Origin of the sequence: Streptomyces sp. NPDC002742, from assembly GCF_042888885.1 — a bacterium.
GTDB lineage: Bacteria > Actinomycetota > Actinomycetes > Streptomycetales > Streptomycetaceae > Streptomyces.
Genome location: NZ_JBIAQF010000020.1, coordinates 91,604 through 110,340, shown reverse-complemented (window position 1 = coordinate 110,340; position 18,737 = coordinate 91,604). Strand labels below are relative to the sequence as shown.

Sequence of the window (18,737 nt, the reverse complement as noted above, 5' to 3'; positions counted from 1 at the left end):
GCGGCCGGACCGGCCTGGCGCCTGCCGAACCCGTCGCCGCCGGTTCAGGACCCGGCGGGCCAGAACCGCACGAGGTAGCGCTCCACACCATGGCCGGTGCCTTCGCCCTCCGACAGGGCCGCGGCCTCGGCCCGGCCTGCGCAGTGGACACGGACGTGCCACGAACCGCCGGAATCCGCCAGCGTGATCAGGTCGTCCGTCCGGCCCGTGTACATGGACCACACGGCTACCTGACCACTGGTCGACGTGAACTCGGCTTCGGCCGTCTCGTCCCAGCCGGCCCGGTTCTGCTCGGGCGGTGGCCCGTCCCACACCTCGACGCTGACCGCGGCGGTGTGGGTATGGCCACCGCTGGTGATGTCCAGGCGCCCCGGGTGAGCGCTGAGGAACACGTGCCGGTCGTGGTCGTCCGGGAAGGGAACAGGCAGGTCCGCGTCGTCGGACTCCTGCAACCCGAAGGCGTGAAAGCCGACGTCCGCATTCACGTTCTGCTGCCGCACAAGCTCTGCCATGAGTGCCCCCTTCGGCCTCACGCACGACCGGCCGTCACCGGGATCGTATGCGTATGCGCAGGCGCGGTCGGTGCCGGGTGCGGGTGCCGGTTGTTGCGTAACGGGCCGTGCGCGCCGATGTGCGCCGCCACTCGGCCGACTCGCGTCCGGCCGGTGTGCGGTGGGGCGGATGGACCTTGAAGCGCTCCCGGTGAGGTCCGTTCCGCCGTCGCCTGACGGCCTCTCCCGCACGGCTTCGGAATCGGGCATGATGGGCCATCTGTACCGGTCAAGCGACGCTACGGCGTCGTCAAACTGATCCATTCCCCTTCGGATGCATCGAGCGGACACCTCTTCGTCCCAACCGTCGTACGCTGCCCGATCTCGCCCGCGCAGCGGCCATGTCGTCGATCCCGGAAGGAAGTGCCGTGGCACCGGTGCTTGTTGGACACGAAGGACTGCTGGCCGGAGAGCGCATACCGGTGATAGGCACGAGGGTGACCTTCGGACGTAATCCGGAAAACACCATTGTCATCTCCAGCTTGAACGTTTCGCGCTTCCACGCGGAGATCGTCCTCGACGACACCCAGGGCTACGTGCTGCGCGACTGCGGCAGCAGCAACGGAACGCTGGTGAACGGCGAGGAGATCGATGTCCGGCTTCTCGAGCCCGGGGACGACATCACCATCGGTGACCAGGAGTTCCGCTTCGAGGTCGCCGATGCCATGGAGACCATCATGGCGCTCTCCCTGCCGAGGTCGCTGACCCACGGCGACGAGGAGGTCGAACGCGGGCCGGTGCTGCGGGTCACCATCGCGGGCGGGGGCCCCGTGGGCCTGTCGCTCGCCCTGCTGCTGGAGCGCTTCCTCGGTGCCCAGGTGAACATCACCGTCTACGACGGCCGTTGGCGCAAGCAGGGCCGCAAGGTCGTCTGGAAGGACGAGAGTCAGGGCAATGTGCGGCGCCAGCAGGTGGTTACCGTCCAGAGCCGCCAGTACCTCAGCCTGCCCGAGGAGGTGCAGACCCGGCTCTTCGATCCGGACAGCTACACCGAGATGTGGCCCTCCGGCCCCGACTCGATCGGCGATCACCACCCGCGCAACATGCGCATCGCCTATATCGAGGACCGGCTGTTGGAGGTGGCGAACGACAAACCGGGCCGGATCCGGCTCGTGCCCGCCCGGTTCAGCATCGATGAGCGCCGGGAGGACCTGGCGACCCAGCACGTGCTGGCGATCTGCGACGGCGGACGGTCGCACACCCGCGAGCACTTCGCCGCCAAGTTCGGCAGGGCGGACGAGTCCATCTACTCGCTGAACGGCCGTCATCTCCAGGACGTGGTGCTCGGCCTGCGCGTGAAATCGGGTCTGAGCGACCCCATGGCGGTACTGCTGACCGTCGGACAGAACCGGTTCCTGCTGAACTCCCTGCGTGGGGAGGGCTTCCTCAACATGCGCCTGACGGACGCGGAGGCCGCGGAGGTCGTCGGCATCGATCCGGTGCGGCGCGTCTTCGAGGAGTGCATCGCCTCACGCCCCTGTCTGATGGGGCGCGACGAGTACGGCGACTTCCAGTGCTCCACGCACAGCACCCTGTTCCTGCCGGCTCTCGTCAAGGGCTCGGCCCTGTGGAAGCGGGTGGGCGAGGGGCTGCGCCTGTTCGGCGTCGAGCCGGACGACCTGAGCGCGGTCACCTCCTTCCGTCTGGACATGGTCCAACGTCCCCGATTCACCGCCGAGTTGCTGCCGCCCACGGCCAACTCCACGGGTACGTACGGCTTTCTTCTGGGCGACGCAGCCAACGCCATCCACTTCTGGCCGGGCCGGGGGCTCAACAGCGGCCTGGCCTCCGCGATCTCGCTCGCGCGCTCGCTCAACGGGGCATGGAACGGCAAGCCCTTCCGGGACGCGGACTTCCTGCGCCACGAGGCAGCCATGTCCATGCTCCAGTACCGCCACAAGAGCCGCGCCTGGAAGGCGATGGTGACCACCGACGATCAGGGCGCCACCTGGGCCATCAAGGACATCATCGCGCACGGCATCGACGGAACGGCCGAGGAGCCGGATCGCGAGGCCGACACCGCGACGCTGCTGGAGCGGCTGCGCCAGATCCGTACCCGGCTGGCGACGCGCATGCCCGGACTGCCGGACGACGAGGCGATCCTGGAACGGCTGGGGACCCTGGAGGGCAGCACGCTGCGCATGCTCGTGCTCAGCGGCGCCTGGGACACACTCACCATGGGCGGCGAGGAGGTCGACATCGACATCTTCTACGGACGGGACTCCGCCGCCGCGGCGGCCGCAGTCGAGGCCCTGGAGCCGGCCGCTCCCCTCTGAGAAGGGCCGGCCCCCTCCGCCCGCGTGAGCCCGCGGCCGAGCGGGACCGGCGGCTCGCGCACCTGTGGTCGGGCCCTGGTGAGTTCGTCGCGCCGGTCGAACGCCTCGATGCGCCGGGGGAGTTGCGGCCGACGTGCCCGCGAGCCGGACCGCTGGGCGCCCTTGAACGCCGGGACCTGACACCGAGTGGGCGGCGTGGCCTGGACGATCTCGCGCCGCCGACGCTCCATCGGGCATGCGAAGTTGTCAGGGCCGAGGGCAGACGGCCGATGGTGGTGGGCGCAATGGGCGAGGGGGTCGGGCACGAGGAACAGGGGCGGGTTCCGCGGCCGTTCGGGAGCGCTCCGGCGGCTCCCCACCGGTCGTCCGATCCCCGATGCGCCCAACTGGGTTCGAACGCAAGAACGAAAGCCGCTATGATCTCCACGGCGAGGCTGTAGCGCAGAGGTCGTCGCGCCCAAGCATCGAGCTGGAGGACGTCGGTTCGAATCCGACCAGCCTTGCCACCCTTGTCGTGGAGGAAAGTCGATTGGCGTCGGTTCGTCCCGGACGGTCGAAGGGCGATGCCGCCCTCGGCGAGCCGGGCACCGGCATGGACCGGTGGAGTGGTGATGACGCAGCCGACACCCGTACGCTGCCCCGCGATCGAGCACCCGGACATCCCGCTCAGTGACCCCGCCGCTCTGCAACCTCTGCTGGACCGGTTGCGGTCCGCGCAGCCGGTCGCGGCCGACGAGGTCCTTCCGCTCGGCACCGTGCGGGCGGACGGGCGCATCGACCTGTGCAAGCAGGGACTCGGAGCGGTCGGCGCCGCGCGGCTGATGCCCGTCGCCGCCGCCTCCGCGCACGCCGCGCACGTCCTGCTCGGCACGAACGCCATCGGGAACGACGGAGCCCGTACAATCGCCGACGCGCTCCTCGACGGTCATGGCCTGCGCACGCTCTACCTCGGCTGCAACCGCATCGGCCCCGAGGGTGTCACCGCACTCGCCGACGCGCTGACGACCGACGGCACCGTCCGCGCCCTGTGGCTCAAGCGCAACCCGGTCGGTGACGACGGCGCCCGAGCGCTCGCCGCGATGCTGCGCCGCAACACCACGCTGCGCACGCTCGACCTGGTCAACACCGGTCTGAGCACCGACGGTCTGCGGGCCCTGTTCGACGCCCTCACCGTCCGGACCAGCCCGGTGGAACGTCTCTTCCTCGGCGGCAACGGCCTGACCGCCGACGCCGCCCCCCTGCTGGCCGCGCTGATCCGCGAGGCGGGTGTGCGCGAGCTGTATCTCCCCGCCAACCACCTCGGAGACGAAGGCGCCGCGATCCTCGCCGCCGCGGCCGACCCCGTACGGCCCGTGCGTCTGGGCCTGGGCGGCAACGGGATCGGTCCCGCCGGTGTCGTGGCCCTCGCCGACCACCTCGACGCGATCGAAGCACTCGACCTGGGCCGGCCGTTGTCGGCACGCAGCCTCGGCGCCCCCGAGAACACCACCGGTGACGAAGGCGCCCACGTGCTGGCCGCCGCCCTGCCGGGCAGCCCGCTGCGCCGGCTGGACCTGTGCCACACCGGCCTGACCGGGCGGGGCGCGAAGACACTGCTGGCGGCCGTGTCCGACAACTCGCCCCTGGAATACGTCGGTCTGGGACCGGGCCTGCCCCGCAAGGTGAAGCGGTCCTTCACCCGGCGTCTGCGGCCCGCCGCCGGGGCGCATCCCGACCTGCGCGCGATAGGGAGCGTCTACCGTTGAGTTCCCGTGGTGACCTGCGCTGCTTCCGCCCGGACGAGATGTCGAGCCGGCGCCGGATCCGCCGGTACGCGGTGCCCCGCTGGATGATCGAGCGCGCGAGGGAATACCGTCTGGCCGGAGACTGGCGAGGCGCCTGCGCGGCGGCCGACGTCGACGTCGCCTTCGACCTGTCCGATGTCGCCGGCCACTGGGGCGAGGACGTCGCGACCGGGCTGGAGGACGACCTGCGCCACTTCGTCCCGGACCTGCTGCGCTGGCACCTGCCACGGGTACTCGGCGGGCGGACCACACTCGCCAAGGACACGACCGTCGTCCTCGCGGGCTACCGCCCGAGGAAGCGTGACGCGGGCCGCCCGGTCACGCCGTACCTGCACGTCACCACTCCCGCGATGATCGACGGACCGCAGCGGATCACCCTGCGGTTCGCGGCCGTCAAGGACGTCGGGGCAGGGGGTGTCTTCGGACAGACCCTTCAGGACTGGCGCGACGCACGGCACCTGTGGGACGACCGGCACACCGCCGAACTGCGCGAACGGTGCGGTGGCGGCACGGACCGGCCGCCGTTCTTCCACGCCGACGCCACCGCGCGCGACACGGACGAACTGCCGACGGCCGATCCCGGCGACGGCGACCCGGCGGCGCGTGCCGAGTGGGCCACGCTGCTGCATCAGAGGGGCGAGACCCGGGCCGCGTTCGCCGCCGTCGGCATCGAGCTGGACCTTTCCTCCAAGCGGTCGCGGTACCGCGAGGAGCCGGAGCGGCTCCTGGACGGGATCGCACTCAACCACACCCGCCTGGAGCCGGAGATCCGCCGGCAGGCGGCCGCGGGCGTCTCCGATCGCTTCCTCGTTCCCACCCCGCACTGGCGGACCTTCATCCTGCTGCAGCCCGCGGACGCCGGCGGGCTGCTGGCGCGCCTGGTCGACTGGGAGGACGCCGCCAAGGGCGAACCCGCCCTCGCCGAGGCCCTGTGGCGCAGACTCCCCGACCTCGACCTGATGCGCGCCGGAGCCGTTGCACCGGAGCATCTGCATCCGCTCGTCCGGGAGGCCTTGTTTCCCTCTCTCCAGGTCCCGCAAGGCCCGGTCGGCCCGTCGGGGCCGTCGGCGCCCGCACCCGTAAGGGTCAGATGCGGCGGGCAATGGCACGAGGTGGGCTTCCGGCCGGGATCCCTGCTGCGCATGCCGCACAGCGACGAGGAGCAGCGGCGCGAGCGCGCCCTGCGCGCGTTCGGCGGTGCCGTCGCGGGATGCTTCGCGGTGGAGCAGACGTGGACATCCGGAGCCGGCCGCCTGCCGAAGGCGCTGCGGGCACAGCGCAACGAACTGTTCCAGCGCGCCCAGCACGGTGACACCCCAGGCGTGCTGGAGCTCCTGGACCTCGGTGTGGACCCCCGGGTGCGGGACGCCGGCGGCCGTACCCTGCTCCACGTGCTGAACCTGCTCGACCACGAGACGCTGCTGCCGCGGCTGCTCGCGGAGGGACTGGACCTCGAAGCCCGCGACAGGCGGGAGCGCACGCCGCTGTTCGTGGCCGTCAACGACCTCGGCACGACGGCGCTGGTGGAGGCGCTCGTCGCCGCCGGGGCCCGGCTCGACGTGACCGACGAGTCGGAGCTGTCGCTCGCCCAGCTCGTCCGCCGGTACAAGCGGCCCGACCTCGCCTTCCTCCACGACCGCGTACGTGAGGAGCATCCGGGCGCCGGTGCCGAGTGGTGGGACGAATGGATGGAGGAGCAGGCGGAGGACCTCGCGGACGAGTCCGACGAGACAGAAGAGTCCTTCTGGGGGGACGAGCCGACGGAGGAGCCGGAACCGGAGCCGCGACATGCGGACGATCCCGACGGGGCGGCAGAGCTCTTCTCCGGGGACGAGCCGATGACCGAGCCGCCACACGCGGATGAGCCCGATGACGAGGAGGAACCCGCGTGAGCACCGACCGCGCAGCCGCCCCCACCGCACCGTCCGGCCCGCTGGAGGCCGCGGACGACCTCAACGGCAGGCTGCGCACCCGACGGACCGAGCCCGCCGCGAACCCGCAGCTGGAGGCACTGGCCCTCGCCGTGACGGCCAATCAGCCCGTGCTGCTGTGGGGGGAGCCCGGTATCGGCAAGTCGGCCGCCCTGGAGCAGCTCGCCGCCGGGCTCGGCCTGCCGCTGGAGACCGTCATCGCCAGCGTGCACGAACCCTCCGACTTCGCCGGACTGCCGATCGTCGGTGACGACCCGGCCGTGACCGGAGTCCCGATGGCTCCGCCGGACTGGGCGGTGCGCCTCGCTCGCGCCGGACAGGGCCTGCTCTTCTTCGACGAACTGTCCTCCGCACCGCCGGCCGTGCAGGCGGCGCTGTTGAGGGTGGTGCTCGAACGACGGGTCGGCAGCCTGGTCCTGCCGGAGGCGGTGCGGATCGTCGCGGCCGCCAACCCGCCGTCCAGCGCGGCGGACGGCTGGCATCTCAGCCCGCCGCTCGCCAACCGGTTCGTCCATCTGCAATGGACCCACGACCCGCGCACGGTCGCCCGCGGCATGGCCGGCACCTGGCCCGAGGTGACCGTGCCCGTCGTCGGTGCAGCCAGGGTGCCCGGCGCGGTCGCACGGGCCCGCGGCGCGATCTCCGGCTTCCTCACGGCCCGGCCCGGCCTGGTCCACCACCTCCCCGCCGATGCCGAGAGCCGAGGCCGGTCCTGGCCGTCCCCCCGGACCTGGGAGATGGCCCTCAAGCTGCTCGCCACCGGGTACGCGGCCGGGACCGGCCGCGAGGCACTGGCCGCCGCGCTCACCGGCGCCGTCGGCGACGGCGCCGGCCTGGAGCTCCTGTCCTACCTCGAACACCTCGACCTGCCCGACCCCGACCGGGTCCTCGCCGACCCGGACGCCTTCGCCCTGCCCGACCGCGGCGACCGGCAACTGGCGTTCCTCATCGCGGTCGTCGCCGCCATCCAGAGCGACCTCACCCGGCCCCGCTGGGAGGCCGGCTGGACGGTGCTGGCCAAGGCGGTCGACGCGGGCGTACCGGACGTGGCCGCCCGCGCCGCCACCGACCTCGCCGCGATGCGGCACCTCGACTGGCCCGTACCGCCCGGCATCGACGGGTTCCTGGACCTGCTGCAGATGTCGGGGGCGCTGCCCGGCGGCAGCCGGTGAGCCGCGCGGGGAGTACGGGAGACGCCCGCAACGCCCTGGACATGACCAAACTGCTCGCCGCCCGCTACCGGGCGGCCGGCGACCGGCCCTATCTGGCGTCGGCGTTGTACTCCCTGACCGTCGTGCCGAGTACCGAGGTGCCGACGATGGGCGTGGACCGGCACTGGCGCTGCTATGTGTCTCCTGCCTTCGTCGAGGCGACGGCGGTGCCCGAGCTCGCGGGCGTGTGGGTGCACGAGGTGGCGCATCTGCTGCGCGACCACCACGGCCGGGCCGAACGGCTGCCGGCCGCCGCCCAGCGTGACTGGCACCGCGTCAACGTCGCCCAGGACTGCGAGATCAACGACGATCTGCTCGCCGACGGCCTGCGGCTGCCCGAGGGGCGCGTGGAACCCCGTCGGTTCGGCCTTCCCGAGGGGCAGTTGTTCGAGGTGTACGTCGACCTGCTGCCGCCGCAGGTGCGTACGCCGGACTGTGGATCGGGTGCCCACGGCCGGCCCTCGCCCTGGGACCTGCCGGGGTCTGCCGGGACCGCACGGATCGGCGAGGTCGAGGCTCAGGCGCTGCGACGGCAGACCGCCGAGGCGATGCGCGCCCATCAGCGCAGCCGCGGCTCCCTGCCCGGTGGCTGGCAACGCTGGGCCCAGGAGATCCTGGAACCCACCGTGGACTGGCGGCAGGCGCTGTCGGGCGCGGTCCGGGAAGCCGCCGCATGGGCGGGCGGAGCCGTCGACTACACCTACCGCCGCCCCTCGCGCCGCACCCCGGCGCTGCGCGGCGTCGTCCTGCCGAGCCTGCGCCGGCCGCTGCCGCGGGTGGCCGTGGTCATCGACACCTCCGGCTCGATGGGCGACGGCGAACTGGCCGCCGCCCTCGCGGAGGTGACCGGAGTTCTGCGCGAGGTGGGTGTCCGGGGCAATCGCGTGACCGTGCTCGCGTGCGACGCCGATGTGCAGGCGGTGTCCCGGGTGACGGCCACCGAGCAGATCACCCTGGGCGGCGGGGGCGGCACGGACATGCGCGTCGGTATCGAGGCGGCGCTCGCGGCCCCGGACCGCCCGAACATCGTCGTGGTGCTCACCGACGGGATCACCCCCTGGCCCGACGAGAACCCGCCCTGCCGCGTCGTCGCTGCTCTGATCGGCTCCACCGCGCCGCAGCCCCCGAGCTGGGTGGAGACGGTGCGCATCCCGCACCCCGACCCGACGCCGTGAGTCCGGTGCCCTGACGTATCCGCGCCTGCGTCACCGGCCGCGGAGTCCCCTCGGCCGGTGCGGAGGACTGCCCGGACAGCCTCGCCGGTGGCCGTATCCGATCGGTGCTCGTTCGGGACGGCCGACCCTTCCGGAGGCATATTCGCGCAGGGTGCCCTGCTACCGGCCTTGCGCGGGCCATGCCATGCCCCCTATAACCATCCGTGCAGGCATCGGTGGGGATGGCCGGAAATGGCAGTTGCCGCCGGTCAGGGGGGATCCTCAGCTCCGCCGGGATCAGACAGCAGCGCACGCAGACCCACGGAGACCCGAGGACATGACCGACAACGCCTTTCGCGATGCCATGACCCGCCTTGCCGTCGACCCGGCCTTCAGGGCCGAACTCGACGGTGACACCGGGGAGGTGGCCCGAAGACTCGGCCTGACACCCGCGCAGGTCGGCGAGCTCCGCGCCCTGCGCGTCGAGTCCGGCACCGCCGGGGGACCGGCAGCACTCGACCCGCGGCTCTCCAAGTCGTCCCTGTTCTTCGGGAGCGCGGCACACGCGCTGGCGCACCATGACGCTCCGGACGTCCTGGCCGACCACGTGTCCGGTGACCACGCCTCCGTCGACCACGCGCCGGACCTGCCCTCTCCCGCTGAGGGCCATGAGGGCGTCGGCGGTCTGGACGTCTCGGACACCGGCGCTCAGAGCCTGCTCGGCGGGGGGCTGGTCCAGGAGTCGCCCGTCGACGCGAGCGGCGGACTCGGTGACTTCGGAGGGTTCGGAGGGTTCGGGAACGAGGACGGGACGGACCTCGGCGGGCTCGGGGAGCATGTCGGTGGAGGTGCCGAGGGCGGCTCCGACAGCGGCCTGGGTGGCTTCGGCGGATTCGGCGGCGGCGGTGCAGACGGCGGGTTCGGCGGGTTCGGTGCCGGCGGTGCCGACGGCGGTCCGGGCGGCGGGTTCGGTGACGGCGGGTTCGGTGAAGGCGGTGCCGATGGGGGACCGGGCGGGTTCGGTGACGGCGGCGGTTCCGGGTTCGGTGGCGGCGGTGCCGGATCCGATGGCGGCCTCGGCGGGTTCGGCGACCTCGGGGGTCACGGCGGTGGCTTCGGTGGCGAGGGCGGCGACGCCGGTCACTTCGGGCACGGTGGCATCTACGACCGCGGCGAGGACGGTGACGGCGGCGGGGACAGCGGTGGCGGTGACGGCGGCGGGGACAGCGGCGGCGGAGACAGTGGCAGCGGCGGTGGCGACCAGGAGAACACCGGACGCCGACCCGGCGGCGGTGAGGGCGGCGGTGGCGGCGGCGAAGGTGGTGGTGGCGGTGAGGACGGCGGCGGAACCGGTGGCGGTGGTTCCTCCGGCGGCGAGGGCGGTGGCCACGGCGGTTCCGGCGGCGGTGATGGTGGCGGCGACGGCGGTGGCGGCGAAGAGGGCGGCGGCCACGGTCACGACGGCGGCTCCGGGGGCGGCGGGGGCGAAGGCGGCAGCGGCGGTGGCGACCAGGAGAACACCGGCCGACGCCCCGGAGGCGGCGGTGAACCCGGTGGCGGCGACGACGGCGGCGGTGGCGGCAGCCAGGAGAACACGGGACGCCGGCCCGGCGGCGGCGGAGAACCCGGCGGTGGCGACGGCGGCGGTGGCGAGGGCGGCGGTGGTGGCCGCGCGGGCATCCTCGGTGGCGCCGAGAGCGTGCGCGGCGGCGTGAGCACCCCCGGCCTCGGCGGCGCGGCCACCCACCTCTCGCCCTCCGCGCCCGGCACCGACACCGACGGGGGCTTCTCCGGCGGAACGTCTCTCAGCGGCTCCGGCGCGGGCTGAGCCGACACATGCTCTGCCACGCCTGCCGCGTCCACGTGCGGCGCGACTTCCCGTACTGCCTGTACTGCGGCACGCTCCGCCGCGGCGCGGCACCGACGTCGTACGCCGCGCCGCACCTGCGCGGCCTCGACGACCCCACCCTGCTCGTCCCGCTCACCGGCCCGGTCACCACACTGGGCCGGGGCTCGGACAGCGACGTCGTCCTGCCCGACGCCAGTGTGTCGCGCCGCCACGCCCGGATCGTCCGCACGGAGTCGGGCTTCCGAATGGAGGACCTGGACTCGTTCAACGGCACGACCGTCGCGGGCGTCGACCTGCACGGCGGCGCCGCCCACCTCGCGGACGGCACCGAGCTGTCCGTCGGCGACGTACGCCTGGTGTTCGAACAGCCCCGCGACGCCCACATCGGCCAGCGCACCCAGGTCGTCGGCACCCAGCTCACCCAACTCCCCACCGCGGTGCGGGAGGCGGCACCGGAGGCGAACGGCCCGCTCACCGCACGTCCCCGCCGCCGCTCCGGCTGGGCGCTCAAGCAGATGCCCACCGACCTCGGCGAACCCCGTTGGGTGCTGAACAACACCCGCACCGGCGTGTATCTGGAGCTGGACGAGCGCGAGGTCTTCCTCTGGCACGCCGTCGACGGCGAGAACACCGTACGGGACCTGCTGTTCGCGTACGCCGACCGCTTCGGCGAGCTCGCCCTCCCGCGCATCGAGGCGGCGCTCGCCGCGTTCGCGAACGCGGGACTCCTGCGCGGCCTGCCCGGCCGCACCGAGGAGACGGAACGAAAGGGCTGGCGCCGCGCGGGACGGGCCGTGTACCGGGCGCTGCTGAAACTGGAGATATCGGTCCCCGGCCTCGACCGGACCGTCAGCCGCCTCTACGAGGCCTTCGGCTGGCGCTTCTTCACCCGGACCGGTGTGACCCTGGTCTGGCTGTCGCTGATCGGCGGCCTCGCCGCCTTCTTCGTCGCGCAGGACCGGCAGCACCTGCTGGACTTCGGCGGGGCGGGCGTCCGGGGTCCGGTGCTCCTGGCCGCCGGATACGTGTCCGCCCTGGTCGTCCACGAGCTGACGCACGCGCTGGCCGTGAAGTCGTACGGCCGCAAGGTCAGGCGCGGCGGGTTCCTGCTCATGATGGGCATGCCGTTCGCGTTCGTGGACACCAGCGACATGTGGTTCGGCACCCGTTGGTCGCGGGTCGTCGTGGCGCTGTCCGGGCCGCTGTCGACGGCGGCGCTGGCCGGCTGGTGCGCGGCCGGCGCGGCCTTCCTGCCCGCCGGGCCGGCCTCGGCCGTTCTCTTCCAGCTGGCCTTCGGCCTCTACCTGAACACGCTCTACAACTTCAACCCCCTGATGCCGCTGGACGGTTACCAGGCCCTGACCGACGCGCTGCGCGTGCCGAGGCTGCGCGAGGAGGCGAGCGCGTACTTCCGGAAGGGGCTCTGGCAGGACCTGCGCGCGGGCAGCCGGCCCGGCCCACGGCAGGCGGGCATGGCCGCGTACGGCCTCGCGGTCGTCGTCGGCACGTACGGCTTCCTCGTCCTCGCCCTGCTGGCCTGGCGCTCCCGGATCGGCGACCTGCTGGACGGGTGGCTGTCCCCGCCGTGGACCACGGTGACCGAGGCGGTAGTGGTCGCCCTGGTCGCCTTCCCCGTGTGGTCCGCGCCGCTGCGGTGGCTGACGCGACGTGCGCGCCACCGCCGTGACGCGAAGGCTGCGGCGCCGGCGCTGGGCGTGGCCGTGGAGGGGGCGGCATGACGCAGGACCAGGGAAGGGCCGAGGGCTGCGACTGGGCTGTCCCCGGCTACGAACCCGTACGCATGCTCGGCGAGGGCGCCGGAGGACGGGTCGTACTGGCTCGGCACACCGCGACCGGCGTGCCTGTCGCGATCAAGTATCTGAGCGGGCGCCTGCGCGGTGACCGGGAGTTCCTCACCCGTTTCCGCGCGGAGGCCCGGCTGCTCGGCGGGCTGCGGCACCCGTGCGTGGTGCGGCTGTACGAGTACGTCGAGGCGCGCGGCGGTGCCGCCATCGTCATGGAGGCGGTGGACGGCGTCAGCCTCCGCCAACTGCTGCGCCGGCACGGGGCGACCGGCCCCGAGGCCGCCCTGGTCCTGCTCAAGGGCTCGCTGCTGGGCCTCGCCGCGGCCCACGCGGCCGGGGTGGTGCACCGCGACTACAAGCCGGAGAACGTGCTGGTCCGCGCCGACGGCACGAGCGCGCTCGCCGACTTCGGCATCGCCGTACGCACCGGACGCGAGACCGAGGCCGCCGGCACGCCCGCCTACATGGCGCCCGAGCAGTGGCAGGGCGAACCGGCGGGACCGGCCGGCGACGTGTACGCCGCGGCGGCCGTGTTCCACGAGTGCCTGACCGGGCGCCGCCCGTTCGCCGGCGACGACGTGACCGCGCTGCGTCTGCAGCACCTGCGGGCACCCGTCCCCCTGGACGACGTACCCGACCCGGTGCGCGGGCTGCTGCGCAGGGGACTGGCCAAGGACCCGGCGGACAGGCCGGGCATCGAGGCGTTCCTCGCCGACCTGGAACGGTCGGCCACCGAGGGGTACGGCGCCGGCTGGGAGGAGCGCGGCCGCCGCAGACTAGCCGAACTCGCCGCGCTGTTGGCCTTGTTGTTCCCGTTCACCGCGACGGTGACGCTCGATGCCCCGGCCCGCGCCCTGACCCTGCTGGGGCGGGTGAAGCGCAGCGGCTGGAAGGCCGCCGCCGGGGCGGCCGCGCTGGCGGTCGTGGCGGGCGGGGTGACGTCCGTGGCGGCCCGTCCGCGCGACACGGCGACGACGGTGGCCAGTTCGGTGCCGTCGGGGACCAGCTCGACGACCCCACCCGCCTCTTCGTCCTCCGATTCTCCCACTGCCGTTCCCACCACGGCCGACGTCACGCCCTCGGCCACCCCATCGGCCACCCCGGAGAGCCCGTCGGCCTCGCCCACGACCTCCGTGAGTACGGCCCCGTCGGCTGAACCGCCCGCGCCGACGACCGTGCCCCCGGCCTCGCCCACGCCCGGCACGGTCACGATCGCCATCGGTTCCTGGCGGCGGGGACAGACCCCGGGCACGCTGATCGCCGACGTCACCGTCGACACCACCGGGACCGGGCCCCTGACCGTCACGGCGGACTACTACGTCGACACGCCCGCCGATCCCTATGGAAACCGGACCAAGGTGCTGTCCGGCGGCACGCACTACGCCGTGACCTTCGAGGCGGACTTCTCCAACCACCCGTGCCGGGGCACCTGGACGGTCACGCTCACCAGCACTCCGGCCGCCGCGAACGGACCGCGGACAGCCTCCCTGGACGCTCCGCCGTGCTGAGCGACGACGAGCGACGGCGAGAACGGATCGACATGACGACAACCACCACGGTCGCCGGGCGCCCCCTGTCGGGCTGGACGCGGGACGCGCGCCACGGCACCTGGCACGCGCTGCTCCCGGGCCGGTCCGGCGAGTCCGAGCTCGGCGCGCTGCGCATCGACCGTGCCCTGCTCGCGCCGGAGGGCACGCGTGAGCGGCTCGCGGCGGTTGTGCTCGCCGTCGCGAAACTCCGGCTGCCCGGGGTGCTCGGCACGGTCGACCTCGTCGCGGAGGCCGGGGAGGTGTGGCTGATCACCGTCCGGCCACCGGCTCCAACCCTCACGGACCTGCTGGCCCGCGGGGGTTCGGGCCCCGACGCGGGCAGCGCGGCCAGTGTCCTGAACGAGACAGCGCAGAGCCTGCTCGCCCTGCACGCGGCCGGCCTCGCCCACGGGGCGCTGGACGCGGACACCGTCGTCCTCGCCCCGGACGGCGTCGCCCTGCTCGCCGAGGCCGCGCTGGGCACGGTGCTGGGCGACGCGCCGGACTCCGGGCGCCGCGAGGCCGACATCGCAGCCTGGGCCGGACTGTCCCGCACCCTCGGCGAGGCCTGGGCGGCCACCGGCGCCCCCGCGGCCGCTCTGTTCGCGCACTGCTCCGCCACCGCCCGTTCCGAGGGGCTCGCGGCCGCCCGAGCGGCACTGGTCGCCGGGCGCGCGGCACTCCCGGCGGGTTTCCTGCGGCGTACGGAGCTCCGCGCGGCGGTGGCCGGGGCGACCCCGGAGATCACCACGGGACCAACGGTGGAAGAGACGGGGGGCGGCGCCCAGAGCGCGCGCCACCCGGACGGGGCATGCGAAGCCGCCGGTTCCGACGCGGCCGGTTTTGAAGCCGCGGAGTCCGAGGGCGCCAAGTCCGATGCTGCGAAGTCCGATGCCGCGGAGTCCGAGGGCGCCAAGTCCGATGCCGCGGAGTCCGAGGGCGCGGAGTCCCAAGGCGCGGAGTCCGAGGGCGCAGGTCCCGGGGACATGGGCTTCGAGGGCGCGGGTGCCGGGGACATGGGTTCCGGAGGCGCAGGCCCCGGGGACGTGGTCCCGGACGTGGACAGGCCCAGGTACGCCGTGCGGGACGAGCAGCTCACCATGCCCAGCCGTACCCGCTCCGCCCCGCACCGGCCCCACCCCACCCCCTCCTACGACCAGGTCGCTGCCTCGGACGACCAGGCCACCCTCCTCGGCAACCGCAACCGCAATCGCAACCCCGCCGGACCCCCGACAGCGACACCCACCGAGGCAACGACGCCACCCCCGACCGATGAAGACGACGGCGAGATCCTCCTGCGCTTCGGCCCCGGCATCCCCGTCGAGGCCCAGGACGTCCTCCGCGCCCAGTGGCGCACCGCACCCGTACCACCTGACAGCCGCCCACACCGTCGAAGACGGCGGGCCTGGATCGCCACGACCGCCTTCCTGACCGCCGCGGCCGTCCTCGTCTGGCTGCTGCTGCGCCCGTCCCCCGCCCCGATGGTCACCGCCCTGGAAGTCCGGGCGCCCGACGGGCGGTTGCACTGCGGACAGACCGCCGATCTGGTCGGCGTCGTCACCACCGACGGCCGCGGCGGCCCGGTGACGTACCACTGGCTGCGCAGTGACGGCCAGGACTCCGGCGAGCTGGTGCACATGGCCCGCCGGGGCGAGCGCAGGGTCACCGTGCACCTCCGCTGGACGGTCCGCGGCCCCGGCCGCTTCCGGGGAACCGCCCGCCTGCGGATCGAGCACCAGGACAAGCCGCCCGAGGCGGAGGCGACCTTCGACTACGCCTGCTCCTGACGGACCCCTGCCGCGTGCGCGGGGAGCAGACACACGCGGCCGGACGGATCGCCGTCCGGCCGGAACCATCCCCGCGTGCGCGGAGAGCACGCTTGACCTGCTGATTCTTCAGTAGGGTCAGGGCGCGACCGACCCGAACAACCCCGGTTCGGCAGGCTCCAATTGGCCCCGCAACACTCGCTGGGGACGGCCGCGTCGGATGGGTCCTAGCCGGCCAGCAGTACGGCGATTGCCACAGCCGTCGCAGCGGCGAAGACCCGCGGTTTCCGCCAGCCCGGTCCAGAAGCCTGGCGGTCCATCTCCCACGCGGACACCAGAGCGCCTCCAAGGCCCAGCGTGCTCCGCAGCAGAAAGACGGTGGTGTGCAAGGGGGCCTCCAGAGACCTTCGAATGGACGGGAAGGCTACCCCCGGCGGCCGTCTGGTCTGCGTGTGGGGGCGCTCAGCCGGGGCGCGACTGGTACAGCGCGACTGCCTCCGCCTTGAACGCGCCGCTGCAGTGCTTCGTGACCACGAGAGCACTCGACGATCGCCCGGATCTCCAGGGCGTGAACGGGTCGGTGGTTGAGACGGCGAAGAAGGGTGTGTGGTCGGTTCGGGCGCGGGGTTGCGTACCTTCCGTCGACCGTTGGCGGGGCCCGGCGCCGTGGCGTCGGGCCCCGCACAAGGGTTGATGTCAGGCGTGGGCGTTGAGCATGGCGGCGGTCAGGACGTTGCCGGCGACGCCCCAGCCCCCGTCGGCCACCTCGTCGATCAGTACGACGGTGGTGGGGCGCGCCCGCTCGCCGTAGATCTCCGCGTACAGGTCGGTGGTGCGCTCGACGAGCTTCTTCTTGTCCTCGGCGGTGATGGTGCCCGCAGGGACCTTGAAGTTGGCGAAAGGCATGCGTGTGTCTCCTTGAGTGGGTTCTTCCATGGTGCGGAAGTCTGGTGCCGGCATGGGCGAAGTGGCTGGTGCCGCGCGTGCAGGCCCCAGGGAGGACGGAGGCGGTCTCGGTGCGCCCTCGCCGCCGAGAGCTACGCCGCCGAGCTGGTCGGGTTCGGCCTCACACCATGCCCCCATTGGCCCGCAGGACCTGGCCGTTCACCCAGTGTCCCGCCGGGCTCGTGAGGAAGGCGACCACCTGGGCGATGTCCTTCGGGGTGCCCAGCCGCTCCAGTGGCGGGGTCTTGGCGAGCTGGTCGATCTGCTCGGGAGTCTTGCCGTCCAGGAACAGGTCCGTGGCCGTGGGGCCGGGGGCGACGGTGTTCACGGTGATGTCCCGCCCGCGCAGCTCGCGGGCGAGGATCAGCGTGATCGTCTCGATGGCTGCCTTGCTCGCCGCGTACGCGCCGTAGGCGGGGAACCGGGTGCCGACCACGGAGGTCGAGAACCCCACGAACGAGCCGCCCGCGCGCAGTCGCCGGGCGGCCTGCTGGGCGACGACGAAGGCGCCGCGGATGTTGGTGCGGTGCATGGCGTCGAGCACCGCCAGGTCGAGGTCGGCGATGGGCGACAGAGCGAGTCGGCCGGCGCAGTTCACCACGACGTCCACGCCGCCGAACTCCTCCTCCGTCCGGTCGAACACGGCGGCGATCGCGTGCTCGTCCGCCACGTCCGCCTGCGCGGAGACGGCCCGCCCGCCGGTGGCGGTGATCGCCGCCACCGTCTCCTCGGCGGCAGCCGCGTCGCGGGCGTAGTTCACCACCACGGCGAGGCCGGCCTGGGCGAGTTCGAGGGAGACCGCCCGGCCGATGCCGCGTGATCCGCCGGTGACGACGGCTACCCGCGGGGCCACCGCAGGGGGAACGCTCGGGGGATGGTTCGTAGTCATGTCCTCCACCATGCGCCGCACGGGCCGGGGGAACCAGGGGATGTCATCCCCTGTGTCGGTGGCCCGGCCGGACGCAGAATGGCAGGTATGGGTTCTGTGAGATACACCGAGCTGGGAGCCTTCCTGCGCTCGCGGCGTGAACGCATCCGCCCGGCGGACGTGGGACTGCCCCACGGGCCCCGCCGCCGGGTGTCCGGGCTGCGCCGCGACGAGGTCGCCCAGCTCGCCGGCGCGTCGGTGGACTACTACAACGAACTCGAACGCGGCGCCGGATCCCAGCCCTCCGAGCAGATGATCGCCGCGCTGGCGAGAGCCCTGCGCCTGAGCGCTGACGAGCGCGACTACCTCTACCACCTGGCCGACCGACCGGTGCCCTCACAGGGCGGACCGGCCTCGCACGTCCACCCCGGCATGCTCGACCTGCTCACCCGTCTGACTTCGACACCCGCACAGGTCATCACCGACCTGCACGTCACGCTCGTACAGAACCCGCTGGCGGTGGCGCTGCTCGGGGACCAGTCCGGCCTTCGGGGCGCGCGGGCAAGCTTCGTCCACCGGTGGTTCACCGAGCCCGACGCCCGGCTGCTGTATCCCGAAGCCGACCATGCGGCACAGTCCCGGGCCTTCGTCGCAGACCTGCGGGCAGCCGCCGCCAGAAGAGATGGCAAGGACACCGAAGCCGGCTCGATGATCAGCTCGCTGCTCGACACCTCCCCCGAATTCGCCGCTCTGTGGGCCGACCACGACGTGGCGTTCCGGCGCGACGACCGCAAACGGCTCAACCACCCGACACTCGGCCTGATCGAGGTCAACTGCCTCAACCTGTTCAGCGAGGACGGCCGACAGCGGCTGCTCTGGTTCACCCCCGCGGTCGGCACCGACAACGCCGACCGCCTGGACCTGCTCGCTGTCCTCGGCACCCAGGAAGTCATGGGCCCGACGCGCTGACAGCCTCCCCGCCACGGCGTCGGCCCCAGCGCTCCGGGTTCCGACGTCTGTGTCGACGGGGCGACGAGCCCGGAAAGCGCACGGCCCACCGGCCGCCCG

General features: G+C 73.1%; 13 protein-coding genes and 1 tRNA gene. 11 read left to right on the top strand and 3 right to left on the bottom strand.

Annotated elements, in window-relative coordinates; all coding sequences use genetic code 11:
* Window positions 1-44: 44 nt before the first annotated feature.
* On the bottom strand, window positions 45-512 hold the full coding sequence (locus tag ACFYW8_RS31000; protein WP_365879618.1) for a hypothetical protein: 468 nt from the start codon (window positions 510-512) through the stop codon (window positions 45-47).
* Window positions 513-892: 380 nt separating this feature from the next.
* On the opposite strand from ACFYW8_RS31000, the gene ACFYW8_RS30995 reads away from it, so the two are divergent.
* From ACFYW8_RS30995 to ACFYW8_RS30950, 10 genes are all read left to right on the top strand, one after another.
* The gene (locus tag ACFYW8_RS30995) at window positions 893-2,827 is read left to right on the top strand and encodes an FHA domain-containing protein (RefSeq protein WP_389084333.1); all 1,935 of its coding nucleotides are present in this window, start codon (window positions 893-895) and stop codon (window positions 2,825-2,827) included.
* A gap of 430 nt (window positions 2,828-3,257) precedes the next feature.
* A tRNA-Arg gene (locus tag ACFYW8_RS30990) sits at window positions 3,258-3,333 on the top strand.
* Between the two features lie 105 nt (window positions 3,334-3,438).
* The gene (locus ACFYW8_RS30985; RefSeq protein ID WP_389084327.1) at window positions 3,439-4,572 is read left to right on the top strand and encodes a gala protein; all 1,134 of its coding nucleotides are present in this window, start codon (window positions 3,439-3,441) and stop codon (window positions 4,570-4,572) included.
* Window positions 4,569-6,503, top strand: coding sequence for an ankyrin repeat domain-containing protein (locus ACFYW8_RS30980; protein WP_389084322.1), 1,935 nt, complete (start codon window positions 4,569-4,571; stop codon window positions 6,501-6,503). The genes ACFYW8_RS30985 and ACFYW8_RS30980 overlap by 4 nt, the downstream gene beginning before the upstream one ends.
* A complete protein-coding gene (locus ACFYW8_RS30975; RefSeq protein WP_365879626.1) occupies window positions 6,500-7,714 on the top strand; it encodes an AAA family ATPase in 1,215 nt (404 codons plus the stop codon). Before ACFYW8_RS30980 ends, ACFYW8_RS30975 begins: the two co-directional genes overlap by 4 nt.
* Before the next feature lie 41 nt (window positions 7,715-7,755).
* Window positions 7,756-8,928, top strand: coding sequence for a VWA-like domain-containing protein (locus ACFYW8_RS30970; protein ID WP_389084316.1), 1,173 nt, complete (start codon window positions 7,756-7,758; stop codon window positions 8,926-8,928).
* 316 nt (window positions 8,929-9,244) lie between these two features.
* Entirely contained in the window at window positions 9,245-10,735 is a 1,491-nt protein-coding gene (locus ACFYW8_RS30965) for a hypothetical protein (RefSeq protein WP_389084312.1), read from the top strand.
* 8 nt (window positions 10,736-10,743) lie between these two features.
* On the top strand, window positions 10,744-12,495 hold the full coding sequence (locus ACFYW8_RS30960) for an FHA domain-containing protein (RefSeq protein ID WP_389084307.1): 1,752 nt from the start codon (window positions 10,744-10,746) through the stop codon (window positions 12,493-12,495).
* Window positions 12,492-14,069 (top strand): serine/threonine-protein kinase, encoded by a 1,578-nt coding sequence (locus ACFYW8_RS30955; RefSeq protein ID WP_389084302.1) that lies wholly within the window; start codon window positions 12,492-12,494, stop codon window positions 14,067-14,069. Before ACFYW8_RS30960 ends, ACFYW8_RS30955 begins: the two co-directional genes overlap by 4 nt.
* Window positions 14,070-14,101: 32 nt before the next feature.
* Window positions 14,102-15,877: a hypothetical protein gene (locus tag ACFYW8_RS30950; RefSeq protein ID WP_389084297.1), complete on the top strand. Its 1,776-nt coding sequence runs from the start codon at window positions 14,102-14,104 to the stop codon at window positions 15,875-15,877.
* 675 nt (window positions 15,878-16,552) lie between these two features.
* On the opposite strand, the gene ACFYW8_RS30945 is transcribed toward ACFYW8_RS30950, so the two are convergent.
* Window positions 16,553-16,762, bottom strand: coding sequence for a 4-oxalocrotonate tautomerase family protein (locus tag ACFYW8_RS30945; protein WP_365879640.1), 210 nt, complete (start codon window positions 16,760-16,762; stop codon window positions 16,553-16,555).
* A gap of 160 nt (window positions 16,763-16,922) precedes the next feature.
* Window positions 16,923-17,690, bottom strand: a complete 768-nt coding sequence (locus tag ACFYW8_RS30940) for an SDR family oxidoreductase (protein ID WP_389084291.1) — start codon at window positions 17,688-17,690, stop codon at window positions 16,923-16,925.
* Between the two features lie 78 nt (window positions 17,691-17,768).
* On the opposite strand from ACFYW8_RS30940, the gene ACFYW8_RS30935 reads away from it, so the two are divergent.
* The gene (locus ACFYW8_RS30935; RefSeq protein WP_389084287.1) at window positions 17,769-18,638 is read left to right on the top strand and encodes a helix-turn-helix transcriptional regulator; all 870 of its coding nucleotides are present in this window, start codon (window positions 17,769-17,771) and stop codon (window positions 18,636-18,638) included.
* Window positions 18,639-18,737: the final 99 nt, after the last annotated feature.